The sequence below is a fragment of the Glaciimonas soli genome, from assembly GCF_009497155.1.
Lineage (GTDB): Bacteria > Pseudomonadota > Gammaproteobacteria > Burkholderiales > Burkholderiaceae_D > Glaciimonas > Glaciimonas soli.
In genome coordinates this window covers 682,065-697,908 of sequence record NZ_WINI01000001.1, presented here as the reverse complement: position 1 = coordinate 697,908, position 15,844 = coordinate 682,065, and the positions used below count along the sequence as shown (strand labels likewise).

The following is a 15,844-nucleotide window of genomic DNA, read 5'->3' as shown; positions in this document are numbered from 1 at the left end:
TCTAATTAGCGGACAAATATGTTTCGGCTAGTTTTGCCCAGTAGCTGGCTCCCACAGGCAAAATGGCGTCATTGAAATCAAACCAGGGATTGTGAACTACGCAGGGCCCCATTCCAGCCTGTTCCCCCCGATGGGCACCATCACCATTACCGATAAAAAGCATCGCGCCCGGGCATACTTGCAGCATGTAAGAAAAGTCATCGCCAGCCATAGTGGGTTCGATATTTTCGATAACGCCATTCATGCCGAACAGTCGTTTTGCGACGTCAAGGGCAAGACGTGTTTCTGTTTCAGTACAGATTGAAGCTGGATAACCATGGCGTAATTCAAGTATTCCGCGCGCCTGAAACGCCGAAGGTATGTCTTGTGCCATTGCCTTCAAACATTCTTCTATCCGCGCCAGCGCTTTATTTGAATATGTCCGAATCGTGCCCTCAATAATGGCGTCTTGCGGAATCGTACTGGTGTTCCCGCCACTTGCCTGAATTTTTGTAATCGAGACCACGGTCGATTCAGAAGGATCAGTGAAACGCGAGACCAGCGTTTGTATCGCCATCACCAATTGTGCCGCAACAACGATGGGATCAATCGTGAGATGTGGTCGGGCAGCATGACCTCCTTTTCCAGAAATCAGAATACTGAATGTCGACACTGAGGCCGTGATAGCACCAACACGCCCGGCAATCGCAAATTCCGGAATGTTCGGGACATTGTGCATGCCAAAAATTGCGTCACAAGGAAAACGTTCGAATACTCCCTCCTCAATCATCTTTAGTGCGCCGCCGCCGCCTTCTTCGGCCGGTCGAAAAATGAAATGCACTACGCCATCAAACTTGCCGTGTTGTGCCAGATATTGTGCAGCACCGAGCAGCATCGTTGTGTGACCGTCGTGGCCGCACGCATGCATCTTCCCTGGTGCGTTGGATTGATGTTGAAATGTGTTCATTTCTGTAAGAGGCAGTGCATCCATATCGGCCGACAAACCAATCGAACGCTCGCTAGTCCCTCGCTTTAACGTGCCAACTACGCCTGTTTTCGCAATTCCACAGTGCACTTCTAGTCCCCAACTAATCAGCTTGTCAGCAACAATTTTTGACGTACGAAACTCTTCGTAGCCCAACTCTGGATGCGCGTGGATATCTCGCCGGATCGCCGTCAATGCGTCCAGTTCCTTTTGAATCTCTGAAATCATATGTGTCCTGTAGTAAGTGTCTTAAAAAACATAACGCATGCCAATTGACAATGCGGCTTGAAACTGATCGGAGGCTGCGGGTAGAGTGAACAATTCGGCTTGCACGTTCGTGCCGGAAGCTTTAAGTTGTACGTATTGCAAATACAAGTTGGTTCTTGGGGAGAGGAAGTATTCAAGCGAGGATGAAAAGGCGTTCCAATGCACAGAATCCATTTTGTAATATGTCGCGGCTGCTCCAACAATTAAGCGAGGCAGGATCTGATAACTTGCGCCAATGTCATATGCACGCAGTACTGAAGATACGCCGGCGTTCTGCAAATCGGAGGAGGTAAATAATGCGGCCGTGAAAAGATTTCCATTGGAATAGGAAGCGCCAGCCCCAAAAACCGCGAGCTTGTCGTACATCGCATTCTGAGGATATCCAATCAACGAATTTCCCAACACGTTTGTTCCGATACCGAGCCCTTGCTGATAGTTGTGGATGCTTGTATATGAAGTCGCCAGGCTAATTGATTGATGTGCGTATGAAAGGCTAAAACTGCTTGCATTGTTAGTGACGATACTCCCAGGAACTCCACCAAAAGAGTACATCGCTCCAGCCTGTAAACCGTTGTAGTCGGGGGTACGGTATTTGACACTGTTGTTGAGACGTTCACCGCCGAGCCGATCAATATCACCCAAGTGAAACGCATATAAGCCGGCGTTCCCCGAGGCAGGCGCAGAGTAGGGGACCAAGTCGACCATGAAATCATACTGTCTGCCGAAAGTGATCATTCCATAGTCATTACTTTTCAAACCAACATACGCTTGCCGTCCGAATAGCACGCCACCTTGAGATATCGTGCCAGTCCCGACATCGAATCCGTTTTCAAGTACAAATATAGCCTGATTGCCACCGCCCAGGTCTTCTCTTCCACGGAAGCCCAAGCGATTTGGACGATCGCCCCCGCCGCCTTGCAGCAAAACATTTGATTCACCGCCTTGATTATTGACATATACAACGCCCGAATCTACCAGGCCATATACCTCAACTCCTGCGGATTGACTTGGACGCGGACCGCTCAGAAGGTCGAATGTACTTTGAGCATGTGCCGAAGAAACTAATGCAAACAAAAGTGTAAGTAAAGCCGTCCCACGATAGCCACGATTTGTGCTATTTCTCATTTCACGTCTCCATATTATTTATTATTTATAAGTGCATAAACGAATGAATGGACGGTACTGCTTGCGTCACTAAGTCGACACCATCATTCAGATGTTTAATAGCAGAGAAAGGGCACGACGTGCCGCAATCTCAAGCTGAAGAAAGCATATCAACGGCGAGGGGGGATTAATATTGATATATCTTGAAGGGGCGGTAACTTTTGATTACCGCGTAGTTACGGTTACGCCCACTGCAGAGTTTCGATCACTTCTCGTACGATATTCAAAAAAAGTTGTGACGCTGGCGTCTGTTGAACTCCGCGACGCGTCAGAATACTGACCGAGACTTCAAAGAGTGGCTCATCAAGCTCTAGCACATCAATCCGTTCGGCTATTATTGGATGCATGACGTAGGGAAGAGTAAATAGTCCAATCACATTGGACTCCGCCAGTAGTGCCATAGCAAGTATCGGCGAATTGACGGCTATTATTCTTTCGGGTATTGCTATGCCATAATTTGTAAACAAGGCGCCGAATCTCTGCTGACTGACATTCGGTTTTGGGATAAGCCATTCGTAACCAAGCAGCTGACGCAAAGAATTGCATTGCGCCGAAGGATGGCCTTTTTTTACCGCAGCAAATAAAGAGCCTTGTCGCAACAAAATTTGCTCACATTCCGGATCGATTTCGCAGTGCATGTTGGTTACAAAGAAATCAAGTGAGCCGTCTAATAAATGTGCGGAAACATACTCAAGCGGCAACTCGATCAGCTCAATTTCAACCAACGGCATCTTTTCACGGAACAACTGCAAAGCTTTTGGGATGACAGCAAGCGCAATAGACGCCGTGAAACCAATTGATACCTTACCAGTGGCACCACTCTTCAATTGTTGAATCTCATCATTCGCACGACGCATGTCTTCAAGAATCTGTCGCGCACGAGGTAAAAGTGCCTGACCATATTGGGTCAGTTCTATGCCACGAGAACTTCGTACCAAAAGCGGCACCCCAATTTGATTTTCCAGTTCCCGAATTGTCTTGGTAACTGCAGGATGAGAAAGCGCCAAGCTATCGGCGGCGGCCCGGAGGCTTGAATGTTCGGCACAGGCGACAAGGACACGGAGCTGATGAATTTTCATTAAATATACGTCCAAATTTGACCTAGAAGATACTCCACTTTCTTAACGCAAGGTTAGTTCAATTCGGTCGCGTCTTATTGTGGCCTGCCCGGCAAGCATTTTTCACGGTGGTTGCTACAGTCCAATGTTGAACCTCTGCTTTAGAGCGCGTCAACAGTCCCCTCAGGAGCGTTAGCAGACGTACGATAAGTAATTGTGAAAAGCTGCTGTGGGTCGTTTGCTGCTCGTCTAAATCTATAGCGGAGGCAGTAGAGTAAGGTCGACAATTGCTCTAATCGGACAATGAGACAGTGTGATTTAGTCCTCACATTCCAGGGGCTGGTATGCGGATATTTTCCATAATCTTTGCTTTTGTCTTATCTCATTCTTTGGCGTTATTTTTGTTATTGATTCGCGCCGCAAGCGCAAGTTGCTCTGCGATATGCGCTGGGCGTGAATCTGGCATTAATCCAATTGTTGCAGATGTGCTGCGCATGCAATATTGGCGCCAGTACCTTGCCCAGAATAGGCTTAACTGATAGCCCAAAATTCGCGAACAGTTACCGCAGCGAGGCGATCAGGTCAGCGAAGCGCTGGCCTTGGATCGTAATGTGTTGGCGCAGTCGGTCCGCCGTCAATTCGCCGTCGCCGGCGATGATCGCCTGCACTACGCTGTCATGCTCCTGATACGACACGTTGAGGCGATCGCGCACGCGTAGTTGCAGTCGGCGATACGGACGCAAGCGCCGATGTAGCGAACGCGCTTGCATCGTCAGGAAGGCGTTGTGACTGCCTTCGTAAATGGCGTCGTGGAACGCTTCGTTTTTGTAGAAATAGGCATCCGGGTCGTGGGCGTCACGGGCCTCCATGCAGGCCTGATGTGCTGCCAGCAGGCTGAGATGTTCCTCGTTGCTCATCCTGCGCGCGGCCAGACGGCCGCACATTGCTTCGAACTCCGCCATCACTTCAAACATTTCAACCAATTGCTGCGGGCCGATTTCCGCTACGATGGCGCCGCGCCTTGGCCGCGTTTCAACAATACCCATGGAGGCCAATTGAATTAATGCTTCCCGGATTGGTGTGCGGGAAACGCCGAACTGGGCAGCCAGTTCGGTTTCGTCGAGGTGTTGACCCGGGCGTAATTCACCAACTGCGATCATCTCTTCGATTGTTTCGCGCAGAGTCTCTGAGCGATTTTTTGTCGTAAGCATAGTGATAGTCGCTATTCCGAAAATTGTGTATTCAAGACTGGATTGTAATGTCTATTTATTCGTTGACATGAAAATGTTTTATGGGATACTGTGTATACAAGGCAACATTAAAAAAATACATAACATCTATATTCAGCATAAAAGAATAGTAAGAGCGCATCTCACGATTTTGGTGAAATGCGTTCACAGCGAATGAAATATAGTTAGAGCCTGTTAGTAATTAATTTGCGAGTGCGAGTGCATTTTCCAAATTAATTACCAACAGGCCCTAACACTGTACCGGTTGTTTTTCAATCACAGGAGTGGGGATATGTCTTTAGTCAGCAGAAGATCGGTGCTGGGCGCGCTTGCGACCACACCGTTCTGGTCAATGTCGTCAGTATGGGCGCAATCCAGCGCTTTGAAAATCTCCCACCAATTTCCCGGCGGCACCATCAGCGAAGGCGACTTTCGCGATCGACTGGTTCGCATTTTTGCAGCGGAAGTCGGCAAGCGCACCAAAGGTAGTTTGAAGTTCGATATTTATCCCGGATCTTCATTAATGAAGACCAATTCTCAGTTCTCGGCACTGCGTAAAGGGGCGTTGGATTTCTCGCTGGTGCCACTTAACTATGCTGGTGGCGAAGTGCCAGAAGTCAGCATTGGTCTAATGCCTGGTCTGGTGACTTCATATGAGCAAGGCGCGGCTTGGAAAAATGCTGAGGTCGGCAAGGAACTGTCGAGAATTCTGCTGGAGAAGGGGGTCATCATCGTCAGCTGGATCTGGCAGGCCGGTGGAGTTGCTTCTCGCGGCAAGCCGATTGTCGATCCGTCTGATGTCAAGGGACTGAAAGTCCGTGGCGGTTCGCGCGAAATGGATTTGATCTTGAAGGAAGCCGGCGCCGCAGTAGTGACGATGCCTTCGGATGATATCTACGCGGCGATGCAGACTGGCGCGATGGATGCTGCAATGACTTCGTCGACGTCGCTGATTTCCTTCCGTCTGGATGAAGTATCCAAGAGTCTGACCACTGGCCGCGACAAGGCTTATTGGTACATGCTGGAGCCTTTGATGATTTCCAAGGCGACCTATGACCGTCTGACCAAGGAGCAACAGGCGGCGGTAATGGCGGTCGGTGCCGACATGGAAAAATTTGCACTGAATTCAGCGCGGCTAGATGATTCCGCCGTGGCTGCGTTCTATCAAAAGGCCGGTGCCAAGGTGGTCGACATGAATGCTGCAACGGTCAAGAAGTGGCAGGACATTGCACGCAACACTGCGTGGAAAGACTATGCATCAAAAAATGATAACTGCGCCAAGTTGCTGAAGCTGGCAGAGAAACTTCTATGAGTCATGCCATCGACGGGCAGCCTGGCGTCGGGGCAACTTTGCCTGCTCTGCCGGATAATCCGGCAGTGGCAGTTTTGTCCCGCGTGCTTGACTGTTTCAACAAGCTGGCTCTGTATCTGTCGATGGCGGCGCTGATATTGACTGCGCTGATTATGACCTATTGCGTGGTGGTGCGTTATTTTTTTCATGTACCCACTGACTGGCAGGATGACATCACGGTCTTCATGTTGGTTGGCGTGATTTTCTTGTGCTCGGGATATACGCAATCCTATCGCGGGAATATCGGCATCGAAGCCTTGGCTTCGATTCTTCCTGCTTCCGTAAATGCCGCGCGCTTATTGCTGGTTGATGTGGTGTCGTTTTTGTTCTGCGGATTTTTCTCGTGGAAATCGTGGACTCTGTTCTACGAAGCATGGTCGGAAGGCCAGACAACCTCGTCAACTTTTGCACCACCGTTGTGGATTCCTTATTCATTGATGGCACTCGGCATGACCGTGCTGACCTTGCAGATTCTGGTGCAGATTTTGACGCGCTTGACTGACCGCCGTAAGCCTGCAAACAAATAAACTGTTTCGGAATAGTATGAGTATTTATAAAAAATTTAACGCATATCGAAGTGCGGTGACGGGGCTGTCCGGCACATTGACTGGGCTGTGGCTATGAGCCCGCTTACCCTTGGTGCCTTGTATGGCATAGTCACGATCATTGTGATGTTTTCTGGTATGCCGATTGCGTTTGCGCTTGGCGTGGTGGCTACCAGCTTCATGTATTTTTTCATGCCGAATTCCTCTCTTGATACGGTTACTCAGAACGTCTATGAGGAAATCGCTTCGGTTACCTTACTGTCGATTCCGCTATTCATATTAAAGGGCGCAGCCATCGGTAAATCGCCGGCCGGGCGCGACCTTTACGCAGCGATCCATGCCTGGTTAAACAAGATACCTGGTGGACTGGGGATTGCGAACGTGTTTGCCTGTGCCTTGTTCGCAGCGATGGCAGGCTCTTCGCCAGCCACCTGCTCGGCAATTGGCTCTGCCGGTATTCCGGAAATGCGTCGGCGTGGTTATTCACCCGGTTTTGCCGCTGGCATCATCGCCGCTGGCGGTACGCTGGGTATTTTGCTGCCGCCGTCGATCACGATGATCTTGTATGCCGTGGCATCGGAGCAATCGTTAGGTCGGCTGTTTCTGGCTGGAGTCGGGCCAGGGGTGCTGCTGGTGATTCTGTTTGCCGGCTACGCGGTGTACCGCGCACGTAAGGAATACCGAATCGCGCATGAAATCTACCAACAGGGCGGAGTAAAGTCGGCCTATCTGGATGACGAGCATTTTACCTTCGCGCAGAAAGTCGAGATGTTGCCGCGCGTGTTGCCGTTTTTGATTTTGCTGATCGGCGTGATGATTGCGTTGTACGGCGGTTTTGCTACGCCTGCCGAGACGGCCGGGCTTGGTGCCTTGCTGGCGATCGTACTGATCGCCGTGGTGTATCGGATGTGGCGGCCGCGCGACTTGATGCCGTATCTGAATTCGACTATCAAGGAATCCTGCATGCTGCTGCTGATCATCGGCATGTCGCTGCTGTATTCGTATGTGATGAGTTACCTGCATATCAGCCAGTCGGCGGCAGAGTGGGTGGTGGGACTGCATCTGTCGAAATGGCTGCTGCTGACGGTGATCTTGCTGATGGTGATCGTGCTTGGGTTCTTCCTGCCACCGGTGTCGATCATCCTGATGACGGCACCAATCATCTTGCCGCCACTGCGTGAAGCCGGCTTTGACCTGATCTGGTTTGGGGTGGTGATGTCGGTCGTAATGGAGATGGGATTGATTCATCCGCCAGTGGGTTTGAATCTGTTTGTGATCAAGAACATTGCGCCGGATATTCCTCTGTCGGATGTGATCAAGGGCACATTGCCGTTTCTGTTGTTGATGGTCTTTGCAATCATATTGTTGTGTATATTTCCCGGCATCGTAACCGGGCTGCCGGATTTGTTGATGGGAGCACGCTGATATGAGTATTTCCGGTAACGGGCGGCGTTGGGATGTACGTAATAAGAATCGCGAACAGCGGCTGCAGCGTGCCGCCACTGTGCTGGGCGATGCCTGCCATGGCAAGTTGGTGGAAACGGGGCGAATCCAGGACCTGTTGCATAGCGTGCTGGAATCCGGCGATCGGGTTTGTCTGGAAGGGAACAATCAGAAGCAGGCCGATTTTCTGGCCAAAGCGCTAACCAAACTTGATCCGGAGCGCATCAACGGTTTGCATATGTTGCTGTCGGTGCTGGCTATGCCGGAACATCTGGATATTTTTGAGAACGGTATTGCCTCGCGCCTGGACTTTTCTTTTTCCGGGCCGCAGGCGGTGAGGCTGGCGCGCCTGGTGGCCGCCGGTAAACTGAACATCGGTGCGATTCATACCTACCTTGAATTGTTCGGTCGCTACTTTGTCGACCTGACGCCCCGTGTCGCGTTGGTGGCGGCACAAGCTGCGGATCGTCATGGGAATTTGTACACCGGGCCGAATACCGAGGACACTCCAGCCATCGTCGAGGCGACGGCTTTCAGCGGCGGCATCGTGATCGCTCAGGTCAACGAGATCGTTGATGTGCTGCCGCGGGTTGATATCCCGGCCGACTGGGTTAGTTTTGTGGTGCCAGCACCGACGCCGCACTATATCGAACCACTATTTACACGCGATCCGGCACAGATTTCGGACATTCAGATTCTGATGGCGATGATGGCGATCAAAGGTATCTACGCCGAATACGAGGTGCAGCGACTCAATCACGGTATCGGTTTTGATACTGCCGCGATCGAGTTGATCCTGCCGACCTATGCCGCGTCGCTCGGTCTGAAAGGGAAGATCTGCAAGCACTGGGCGCTCAATCCGCATCCGGCATTGATACCCGCAATTGAGGCCGGCTTTGTCGAGTCGATCCACTCCTTCGGCTCCGAACTTGGCATGGAAGAGTACATTCGCGCCCGTTCCGACGTGTTCTTTGTCGGCCCTGACGGTTCAATGCGTAGCAATCGTGCGTTCAGCCAGATGGCCGGTCATTACGCCTGTGACATGTTCATCGGTTCGACCCTACAGATCGATTTGCAGGGAAATTCGTCGACCGCTACAGCAGGTCGCATCGCTGGCTTCGGCGGTGCACCTAACATGGGCGCCGATGCCCGTGGTCGGCGCCACGCCAGTCCGGCCTGGTTGAAAGCCGGACGCGAGGCGCGTGACGGAAAAAATTTGATGCCGCGTGGGCAAAAGCTAGTGGTACAGATTGTCGAGACTTTCCGCGAGCATATGCAACCGGCGTTTGTCGAGCGCCTTGATGCCTGGGAACTGGCCGAGCAAGCCGACATGGCGATTCCACCAGTCATGATTTATGGCGAAGACGTCAGCCACATCCTGACGGAAGAGGGGCTGGCCAACCTGTTGTTGTGTCGCACCGACGAAGAGCGGGAGCAGGCAGTGCGCGGCGTTGCCGGTTTTACCCAGATCGGCCTCGGGCGCGATAAGCGCATGGTGGAGAACCTGCGCGACCGCGGCATCATCCAGCGGCCGGAAGATCTCGGTATCGACAAGCGATTGGCGACACGCGATCTGCTGGCAGCAAAAAACATGAAAGACCTGGTGCGCGCTTCGGGTGGTTTGTACGATCCGCCAAAGCGCTTCAGGAACTGGTAAAGGCATGCAATGGAAACCTTGAATTTTCGTTTTGAACACGGCCAGCGCCGCTTGCCAGTCGTACCGCAACTATCGGGCGTGGTCAGCTCCGGCAATCTGGAAGTCCTGGTTGAGTCGGCAGCTTTGAATGGCGCCTGCATGATTGAAATCAGGACTGCGGCGCGCGGTTTTGCGCCGATCTGGGAGGCAGTGTTGGGCGACTTCCAGCAACGCTGGCAACTGACCGATGTGCGTATCGCGATCAACGACATGGGAGCGACGCCGGCGGTGGTCAGCCTGCGACTCGACCAGGCGCTGCAAGCGATGACCGGGAGCGCGCCATGAGCAGCTATCTGGAAGCGAACGCGCGTGAACGATTGCAAGCCTTGCTGGATAGTGGCAGTTTCATTGAGTTTTTGCCGCCAGCACTGCGCATTGTCAGCCCGCATCTGGGCCAGCTGGACGCACCAGTGTCGTTTGATGATGGGGTGGTGATTGGTCGCGGCCGCCTGCATGGCGAGCATGTATTCGTCGCAGCGCAAGAAGGTGGATTCATGGGCGGAGCCGTGGGTGAGGTACATGGCGCCAAGCTGACCGGCTTGCTGCAATTGGCTCTGACGGAACGCCCCTATGCAGTGCTACTGCTACTGGAAACCGGCGGCGTCCGTCTACATGAAGCTAACGCCGGGCTGATTGCGGTATCCGAGGTGATGCGCGCATTGCTGGAAGTGCGCGCCGCCGGTATTCCAGTGATCGTGCTGGTTGGCGGCTCCAATGGCTGCTTCGGCGGCATGGGCATCACCGCCCGTTGCGCCAATGCCATCGTGATGTCGGAAGAAGGACGGTTGGCGATGTCGGGACCGGAAGTGATTGAAACTGCTAATGGCGTTGAGGAGTTCGACGCGCGCGATCGTGCTCTGGTGTGGCGCACCACTGGTGGCAAGCACCGCTATTTGTTGGGGGATTGCCAGATGTTGGTGGCCGATAATGTCGGCGCTTTCCGGCAGACTGCATTCGAACTGGCGCAGCAATGCCATGCCGATGCCGCCACTATTCCATTGACGCTGGCCGCACTGGAAGCGGAACAAAATTTGCTACAGCAGCGTATCAGCTCCTTCGGACAGGCCGCCGATCCGCTTGAGATATGGACGCAGCTCGGCATCGCTGATGCAGCCGGTTTACCGATGATGGAAGCCGACGCGTTCACTGCGGTTGCCGCCGACGTGCGGATGGGAGCATAAACATGGAATGGAAAAATCTGGCGGCGGCGCTATTCCCCGACGGTCACAATATTGTTGAGCAAGATCAGTTTTTATCCGGTAGTGGACAAGTCGATGGTGAAACCGTGGCAGTCATTGGCACCACCGGTCACGCCGCCATCGGCGTCGAGATCGCATTGTTGCAGGCGCAAGCGGTGTTGGCCACTGTGCGCGAGCATCCGCAACGCGCTATCGTGATCCTGGTCGATACCCAAGGGCAGCGTCTACGCCACCGCGATGAAATGCTCGGCATCAACAGCTACATGGCGCATCTGGCGAAGTGTCTCGACCTGGCGCGTCGCCAGCGGCACAAGATTGTCGGTCTAGTCTATGACCAGGCATTGTCTGGTGGCTTCATCACCAGCGGATTGATGGCCGATTCCTGTTACGCGTTGCCCGAGGCGACCATCCGTGTGATGGGTTTGCCGGCAATGGCAAGGATTACCAAAGTGTCGGAAGAACGGCTGACGGAACTGGCAAAAAGCAATCCGGTGTTTGCTCCTGGGGCAATCAATTATCTGCATATGGGCGGCATCGAGGAAATCTGGCATGACGACCTGGCGCAGCGATTGATACAGGCTTTACGGTCGGCCGATTCGCAAGACAATCGCAGTGCGGCTGGGCTGAAACGCGGCGGTCGCACTATGGCCTTCAAGGTGGCGCAAGCAGTAATCGACGATGCTAGCGCGTCATAGTCTGGTTTGGCTCAGCAGTGTCGGTTGGCAGCGCGCTACGGAGGCCGTGGCACCGGCGCAGCGAGCAGCGCTGGAGCAATGGCACCGCGCTGATTGGCCAGTGGTGTTGCGGCGCCAGGAGCCGGATACGATGGTCGATCAGGTTTGTCTCGGATTACCGTTACCGCCTAATGCTGAAGGTGACAAGATACGGATTCCATTCAAGGTTGAGCTGGGCGCGATTCAACGAATTGAACAGCCGCTGGCGTTGCAGGCCGCACTGACGCATGCGCCGTCCAAGTGGCTGACACCCTTACATGCGTTTGCCGAAAGTTGTCATCGGATCGGCATATTGATGCGGATTTATGGTTCCTGGTCTTGGCAGATACTGACGCAGCAAACCTATTTGACTCCGACATCCGATATCGATTTGCTGTTTGTGCCGAGGAACGCGCACGAATTTTCCTGCGGACTGGCCCTGCTGGCGCAATACGCTGCATGCCTGCCATTGGATGGCGAAGTTATTTTCCCCGACGGTCAGGCAGTGGCCTGGAAGGAGTGCCTGCTGGCTTTACCTAAAGCCAGTCAAAACAAGGTGCTGGTTAAGAGCGAGACCACGGTCAGGCTAGTAACTCTATCGACCTTGATCGACAGTCTCGAAGGTGTGGCTTCGGCATGAGCTCTTGCGATCACTCTGATTTGCGAGGACTCGCATCCGTATCTAACTGGCGCCACCAGGACATGCTGCAGCGGCAGAGCATACGCAACCAGCGTGTGTTTTGTCTCGCAGTCGCGCGATTGGCAGTGCGAAGTTTGTATCGCGAATTGCAGCTTTATCCCAAACCTGGCCTGGTGTCGCCGATTGATTCCGGAAGCCACGCCGACATGACCGCCGTCACATTTATGCGCAGCCTGTTTGCGTTGCGCCATTATTTCATTCGCATTACCGACGCAGGTGTCAATGGCGCTGGATTTGCCACGTTGCGGCAACTCGGAATTGAAGCCGAGCAGACTATGCTGCGCGCCACCGCAGGCGTCAATACGCATCGCGGGGCGATTTTCAGCCTCGGCCTGTTATGCGCGGCGACCGGATACTGCCGCGGCCAAGGTACGCCACTGTCGGCGGCGGCGATCCGTTCCGCGCTGCTGAGGCAATGGGGCGATGCACTGAATGGTCACATGCACGGTGCGACAAGTGCTTCGCACGGCAAGCAGGTGGCTGAGCACTACGCGGTTAGCGGTGCTGCCGAGGAGGCGGCTCTTGGTTTTCCATCGCTATTCGAGCTGGCGCTGCCGCGTTTCCTAAAGACGCTGAACACAGGTCGTGACTACGAATCGGCCGCCATCGATACCTTGTTTACGCTGATGGCGCATATCAACGACACCAATACCTATCATCGGGGTGGTCTGAACGGCGCCAAAAAAGTCAAAGAGCGGGCGCGGCAATTCCTGGAAGCCGGTGGCAGCGCTGCAAATAATTGGCGAGAACATGCAATTAGTTGCCATTTGGAATTTATTCAGGATAAGCTGTCGCCCGGTGGCGCAGCCGACCTACTGGCGGCCACTTTTTTATTGCACGAGCTTAGTTACCTGTGGTGATTCGCAGTGCTTATCCAACTGCTCGCTTGTTGTTGCCTATAAACATAATTATGAACAACGTACTTGAATTAACTTAAGTATTGATAAATATCTTTGGAGAGTAAATGAAAGCGCATCAGAAGTTGTCTTTGGTTGTCGGTATCGGGCTGCTCGGTTTATTCATGGTTGGTAGCGCAAATGCAGAGCCGGGCATAACCAGCAATACGATTGTGATTGGTCAATCGGCAGGTTTTACGGGAACTGCCGGGGATGAGGTTAAGCAGGCTACCGCCGGCGCACAACTATATTTTGACACCGTCAACAAGCAGGGTGGCGTGTTTGGTCGCAAAATCGTACTAGAGTCGATGGATGATGGCTTTGAACCAAAGCGGACTATCGAGAATACACACAAGCTGCTGACTGAAAAAAATGCCTTTGCGTTGTTTTTGTACCGCGGCACACCGACCACCGAATCGATACTATCGACCATCACCGACGCCAAGGTGCCGCTGATAGCGCCGGTAACCGGTGCCACTTCATTGCATGAGCCGCTGCAGCATTATGTGTTTAACGTTCGATCGAGATATCGCCAGGAAGTCATCACCGACATTGAACAGCTCAAAGGCATGGGACTGATGAGGTATTCGGTTCTGGTGTCGAACGACTCATTCGGTAACGATGCGCTGGAAGGGGTGAAACAGGCAATCAAGAAGTTTAATCTTCCAGATCCGGTGATCGCCAGTTATGAGCGTAATACCGTAGCGGTGGAAGCGGCCGTGAAGAAGATTTTTGCCTCTAACCCGCAAGCGGTGCTGCTGATTTGCACTGCCAAGCCATGCGCGGCGTTCATCAAGGAATATCGCTTGGCTGGTGGTAATCAGCAATTGGTTACACTATCAAACGTCAGCTCAAAGGCATTCGTGCAAAGCCTGGGTAAGGATGCCCGCGGTATCGGCATGACCCAAGTGTTCCCGAGCCCGGATAGCCCGGTTACTGCCATCTCTAAAGAATTCATAACGGCGGTAAAAAACCACAGTGAATTATCTGATTCGTATCCTGCGATGGAAGGCTACATTTCTGCCAAAGTTCTGGTCGAAGGATTGCGCCGCACCGGCAATAAGCCTACGCGCGAAGGTCTGGTCAGTGCGCTGGAAAGCATGGGCGGATATGATTTGGGTGGCTTGTCGCTGAAATACGGTCCATCCAGCCACGACGGCTTAAATTTCATCGAGCTGACGGTCATCAGCAAGGGTGGCTACGTAATGCGATAAGATTCAATTAAGCAAAGCGAAAGGGGGAGATCAACAATGATGCCGCGTCTGGCAATTCTGTGCCCGGGGCAAGGCGGCCAGCATTCGGCGATGTTCGACCTGCTGCGCGCCGATCCGCGCACTGCTGCGTTGCCGGATCAATGGTTATCGGAGGCCGATCTCGGACAACCACTGACGCGGATCTTGACTGACGACTCCCTATTGTTTTCCAATCGCCTCGCGCAGCCGCTGATTGTGGCGGCGTCGCTGGCGGCCTGGTCGGCGCTCAAAGATTTTGTGCCGATACCTGAATTGGTGGCTGGTTACAGCATAGGCGAGCTCGCTGCCCATGCCATAGCCGGCGTAGTTGCTCCACAGCCGGCTATCAGGTTAGCGGCGTTGCGTGCTAATCTGATGGATGTCTGTGCGCAGCAATCGCCGCGCCAGGTACTATTTGCCGTCAGCGGTATCGAGGTCTGCGCCGTGGCCACCTTGGTCGCGCCGTTGCAGCTTTATGTGGCGATCGAGATCGATGTCGATAGCTGTATCGTCGGTGGTTATTATCACGATCTCCGCATTATCACCGACGACATTATTCGGCTCGGCGGCCGGATAAACGTGCTGCCGGTAACGGTGGCGTCACACACGCCACTGATGAACGCAGCAGTCGCGCCATTTGCGGAAGAACTGCGAACGCAGTTATGCTGCGATCCGCAGCTGCCCGTACTGTCAGGTTTGTCCGGCGAAATCGTGACAAAAAAGGAGCAAGCCGTATCTGTTTTGTCTAGTCAAATAGCGCAAACGATACATTGGAACGCGTGCATGGATGCCTGCGCCGAACATCGGATTACGGCGGCGCTGGAACTGGGCCCCGGCGCGGCGCTTTCGCGCATGCTGCAGGCACGTCATCCACACATCGCGTGTCGTTCCGTGAGTGAATTTCGGACTTTGCAAGGCGTGCTCAACTGGCTGGAACGTTTATGAGCTTCCAAAGGATTAACATTTCTGCGATGCGATGCGGATCAAACGTTTATTTTTACTGGATAACTATTCGCTTGACGACCAATTGTTAAGTGCTCTCTACTTGCGGCACCGCAAGTCGTTTGTAGCGAAAAAATGCTCCATTTATCGGAGCATTTTTGTTTTATAAATACACTTTCTTTTGTTCGAAAAGATCTAGATCGAGGTCAAGTTTTTCTTAACGCCTTTTCAATTTTTTGATCCGTCTTGTATTGGCTTAAAGCATATACAGCCCAGATTGTTGCTGGAATCCAGCCTACTAATGTGATTTGCAAGATGAGGCAAAAAATGCCGGCAAAAGGCCGGCCTATGGTGAAGAACGTTAGCCAAGGCAAGATAAAAGCAATTAGTAATCTCATATTTAATATCCAGATTTAACGAAGATTTAGGTTGGTAATAAAGAGCC

Annotated in this window: 16 protein-coding genes; 11 read left to right on the top strand and 5 right to left on the bottom strand. The window is 52.8% G+C overall.

The window, feature by feature from the left end; genetic code table 11:
- Nucleotide 1: 1 nt before the first annotated feature.
- The 4 genes from GEV47_RS03235 to GEV47_RS03220 all read right to left on the bottom strand — a co-directional run bounded on the left by GEV47_RS03235 (nucleotide 2) and on the right by GEV47_RS03220 (nucleotide 4,664).
- On the bottom strand, nucleotides 2-1,192 hold the full coding sequence (locus tag GEV47_RS03235; RefSeq protein ID WP_153233250.1) for a M20 aminoacylase family protein: 1,191 nt from the start codon (nucleotides 1,190-1,192) through the stop codon (nucleotides 2-4).
- A gap of 21 nt (nucleotides 1,193-1,213) precedes the next feature.
- Complete coding sequence (locus GEV47_RS03230) at nucleotides 1,214-2,356, bottom strand: porin (protein ID WP_153233249.1); 1,143 nt, start codon at nucleotides 2,354-2,356, stop codon at nucleotides 1,214-1,216.
- Between the two features lie 221 nt (nucleotides 2,357-2,577).
- Nucleotides 2,578-3,474, bottom strand: coding sequence for a LysR family transcriptional regulator (locus tag GEV47_RS03225; protein ID WP_153233248.1), 897 nt, complete (start codon nucleotides 3,472-3,474; stop codon nucleotides 2,578-2,580).
- Nucleotides 3,475-4,013: 539 nt separating this feature from the next.
- On the bottom strand, nucleotides 4,014-4,664 hold the full coding sequence (locus GEV47_RS03220; RefSeq protein ID WP_153233247.1) for a GntR family transcriptional regulator: 651 nt from the start codon (nucleotides 4,662-4,664) through the stop codon (nucleotides 4,014-4,016).
- A 310-nt stretch (nucleotides 4,665-4,974) separates the two neighbouring features.
- Here GEV47_RS03220 and dctP point away from each other — a divergent pair, with 310 nt between their 5' ends.
- The 11 genes from dctP (at nucleotide 4,975) to GEV47_RS03165 (ending at nucleotide 15,402) form a co-directional block, all read left to right on the top strand.
- Entirely contained in the window at nucleotides 4,975-5,994 is a 1,020-nt protein-coding gene (gene dctP / locus GEV47_RS03215) for a TRAP transporter substrate-binding protein DctP (RefSeq protein ID WP_153233246.1), read from the top strand.
- Complete coding sequence (locus GEV47_RS03210; protein ID WP_153233245.1) at nucleotides 5,991-6,560, top strand: TRAP transporter small permease; 570 nt, start codon at nucleotides 5,991-5,993, stop codon at nucleotides 6,558-6,560. Before dctP ends, GEV47_RS03210 begins: the two co-directional genes overlap by 4 nt.
- A 93-nt stretch (nucleotides 6,561-6,653) precedes the next feature.
- Nucleotides 6,654-8,003: a TRAP transporter large permease gene (locus tag GEV47_RS03205; protein WP_153233244.1), complete on the top strand. Its 1,350-nt coding sequence runs from the start codon at nucleotides 6,654-6,656 to the stop codon at nucleotides 8,001-8,003.
- 1 nt (nucleotide 8,004) lies between these two features.
- Nucleotides 8,005-9,678 carry a malonate decarboxylase subunit alpha gene (gene mdcA, locus GEV47_RS03200; RefSeq protein WP_153233243.1) on the top strand — a complete coding sequence of 558 codons (1,674 nt, stop codon included), beginning with the start codon at nucleotides 8,005-8,007 and terminating at the stop codon, nucleotides 9,676-9,678.
- Nucleotides 9,679-9,687: 9 nt separating this feature from the next.
- A complete protein-coding gene (gene mdcC / locus GEV47_RS03195; protein WP_153233242.1) occupies nucleotides 9,688-10,002 on the top strand; it encodes a malonate decarboxylase acyl carrier protein in 315 nt (104 codons plus the stop codon).
- A complete protein-coding gene (locus GEV47_RS03190) occupies nucleotides 9,999-10,898 on the top strand; it encodes a biotin-independent malonate decarboxylase subunit beta (protein ID WP_153233241.1) in 900 nt (299 codons plus the stop codon). The genes mdcC and GEV47_RS03190 overlap by 4 nt, the downstream gene beginning before the upstream one ends.
- A gap of 2 nt (nucleotides 10,899-10,900) precedes the next feature.
- Nucleotides 10,901-11,611 carry a biotin-independent malonate decarboxylase subunit gamma gene (gene mdcE, locus GEV47_RS03185; protein ID WP_153233240.1) on the top strand — a complete coding sequence of 237 codons (711 nt, stop codon included), beginning with the start codon at nucleotides 10,901-10,903 and terminating at the stop codon, nucleotides 11,609-11,611.
- A complete protein-coding gene (gene mdcG / locus GEV47_RS03180) occupies nucleotides 11,595-12,269 on the top strand; it encodes a malonate decarboxylase holo-[acyl-carrier-protein] synthase (protein ID WP_153233239.1) in 675 nt (224 codons plus the stop codon). Before mdcE ends, mdcG begins: the two co-directional genes overlap by 17 nt.
- Before the next feature lie 62 nt (nucleotides 12,270-12,331).
- The gene (gene mdcB / locus GEV47_RS03175) at nucleotides 12,332-13,189 is read left to right on the top strand and encodes a triphosphoribosyl-dephospho-CoA synthase MdcB (protein WP_153233769.1); all 858 of its coding nucleotides are present in this window, start codon (nucleotides 12,332-12,334) and stop codon (nucleotides 13,187-13,189) included.
- 104 nt (nucleotides 13,190-13,293) lie between these two features.
- Complete coding sequence (locus GEV47_RS03170; protein WP_153233238.1) at nucleotides 13,294-14,439, top strand: ABC transporter substrate-binding protein; 1,146 nt, start codon at nucleotides 13,294-13,296, stop codon at nucleotides 14,437-14,439.
- A gap of 36 nt (nucleotides 14,440-14,475) precedes the next feature.
- Entirely contained in the window at nucleotides 14,476-15,402 is a 927-nt protein-coding gene (locus GEV47_RS03165; RefSeq protein ID WP_153233237.1) for an acyltransferase domain-containing protein, read from the top strand.
- Between the two features lie 203 nt (nucleotides 15,403-15,605).
- On the opposite strand, the gene GEV47_RS03160 is transcribed toward GEV47_RS03165, so the two are convergent.
- Entirely contained in the window at nucleotides 15,606-15,797 is a 192-nt protein-coding gene (locus GEV47_RS03160) for a YqaE/Pmp3 family membrane protein (protein ID WP_153233236.1), read from the bottom strand.
- Between the last annotated feature and the right edge of the window lie 47 nt (nucleotides 15,798-15,844).

Excerpts from the sequence above, each read along its gene's own strand:
- GEV47_RS03235 (WP_153233250.1), bottom strand. The coding sequence starts at position 1,192 with ATGATTTCAGAGATTCAAAAGGAACTGGACGCATTGACGGCGATCCGG.
- GEV47_RS03230 (WP_153233249.1), bottom strand. The coding sequence starts at position 2,356 with ATGAGAAATAGCACAAATCGTGGCTATCGTGGGACGGCTTTACTTACA.
- GEV47_RS03225 (WP_153233248.1), bottom strand. The coding sequence starts at position 3,474 with ATGAAAATTCATCAGCTCCGTGTCCTTGTCGCCTGTGCCGAACATTCA.
- GEV47_RS03220 (WP_153233247.1), bottom strand. The coding sequence starts at position 4,664 with ATGCTTACGACAAAAAATCGCTCAGAGACTCTGCGCGAAACAATCGAA.
- dctP (WP_153233246.1), top strand. The coding sequence starts at position 4,975 with ATGTCTTTAGTCAGCAGAAGATCGGTGCTGGGCGCGCTTGCGACCACA.
- GEV47_RS03210 (WP_153233245.1), top strand. The coding sequence starts at position 5,991 with ATGAGTCATGCCATCGACGGGCAGCCTGGCGTCGGGGCAACTTTGCCT.
- GEV47_RS03205 (WP_153233244.1), top strand. The coding sequence starts at position 6,654 with ATGAGCCCGCTTACCCTTGGTGCCTTGTATGGCATAGTCACGATCATT.
- mdcA (WP_153233243.1), top strand. The coding sequence starts at position 8,005 with ATGAGTATTTCCGGTAACGGGCGGCGTTGGGATGTACGTAATAAGAAT.
- mdcC (WP_153233242.1), top strand. The coding sequence starts at position 9,688 with ATGGAAACCTTGAATTTTCGTTTTGAACACGGCCAGCGCCGCTTGCCA.
- GEV47_RS03190 (WP_153233241.1), top strand. The coding sequence starts at position 9,999 with ATGAGCAGCTATCTGGAAGCGAACGCGCGTGAACGATTGCAAGCCTTG.
- mdcE (WP_153233240.1), top strand. The coding sequence starts at position 10,901 with ATGGAATGGAAAAATCTGGCGGCGGCGCTATTCCCCGACGGTCACAAT.
- mdcG (WP_153233239.1), top strand. The coding sequence starts at position 11,595 with ATGCTAGCGCGTCATAGTCTGGTTTGGCTCAGCAGTGTCGGTTGGCAG.
- mdcB (WP_153233769.1), top strand. The coding sequence starts at position 12,332 with ATGCTGCAGCGGCAGAGCATACGCAACCAGCGTGTGTTTTGTCTCGCA.
- GEV47_RS03170 (WP_153233238.1), top strand. The coding sequence starts at position 13,294 with ATGAAAGCGCATCAGAAGTTGTCTTTGGTTGTCGGTATCGGGCTGCTC.
- GEV47_RS03165 (WP_153233237.1), top strand. The coding sequence starts at position 14,476 with ATGATGCCGCGTCTGGCAATTCTGTGCCCGGGGCAAGGCGGCCAGCAT.
- GEV47_RS03160 (WP_153233236.1), bottom strand. The coding sequence starts at position 15,797 with ATGAGATTACTAATTGCTTTTATCTTGCCTTGGCTAACGTTCTTCACC.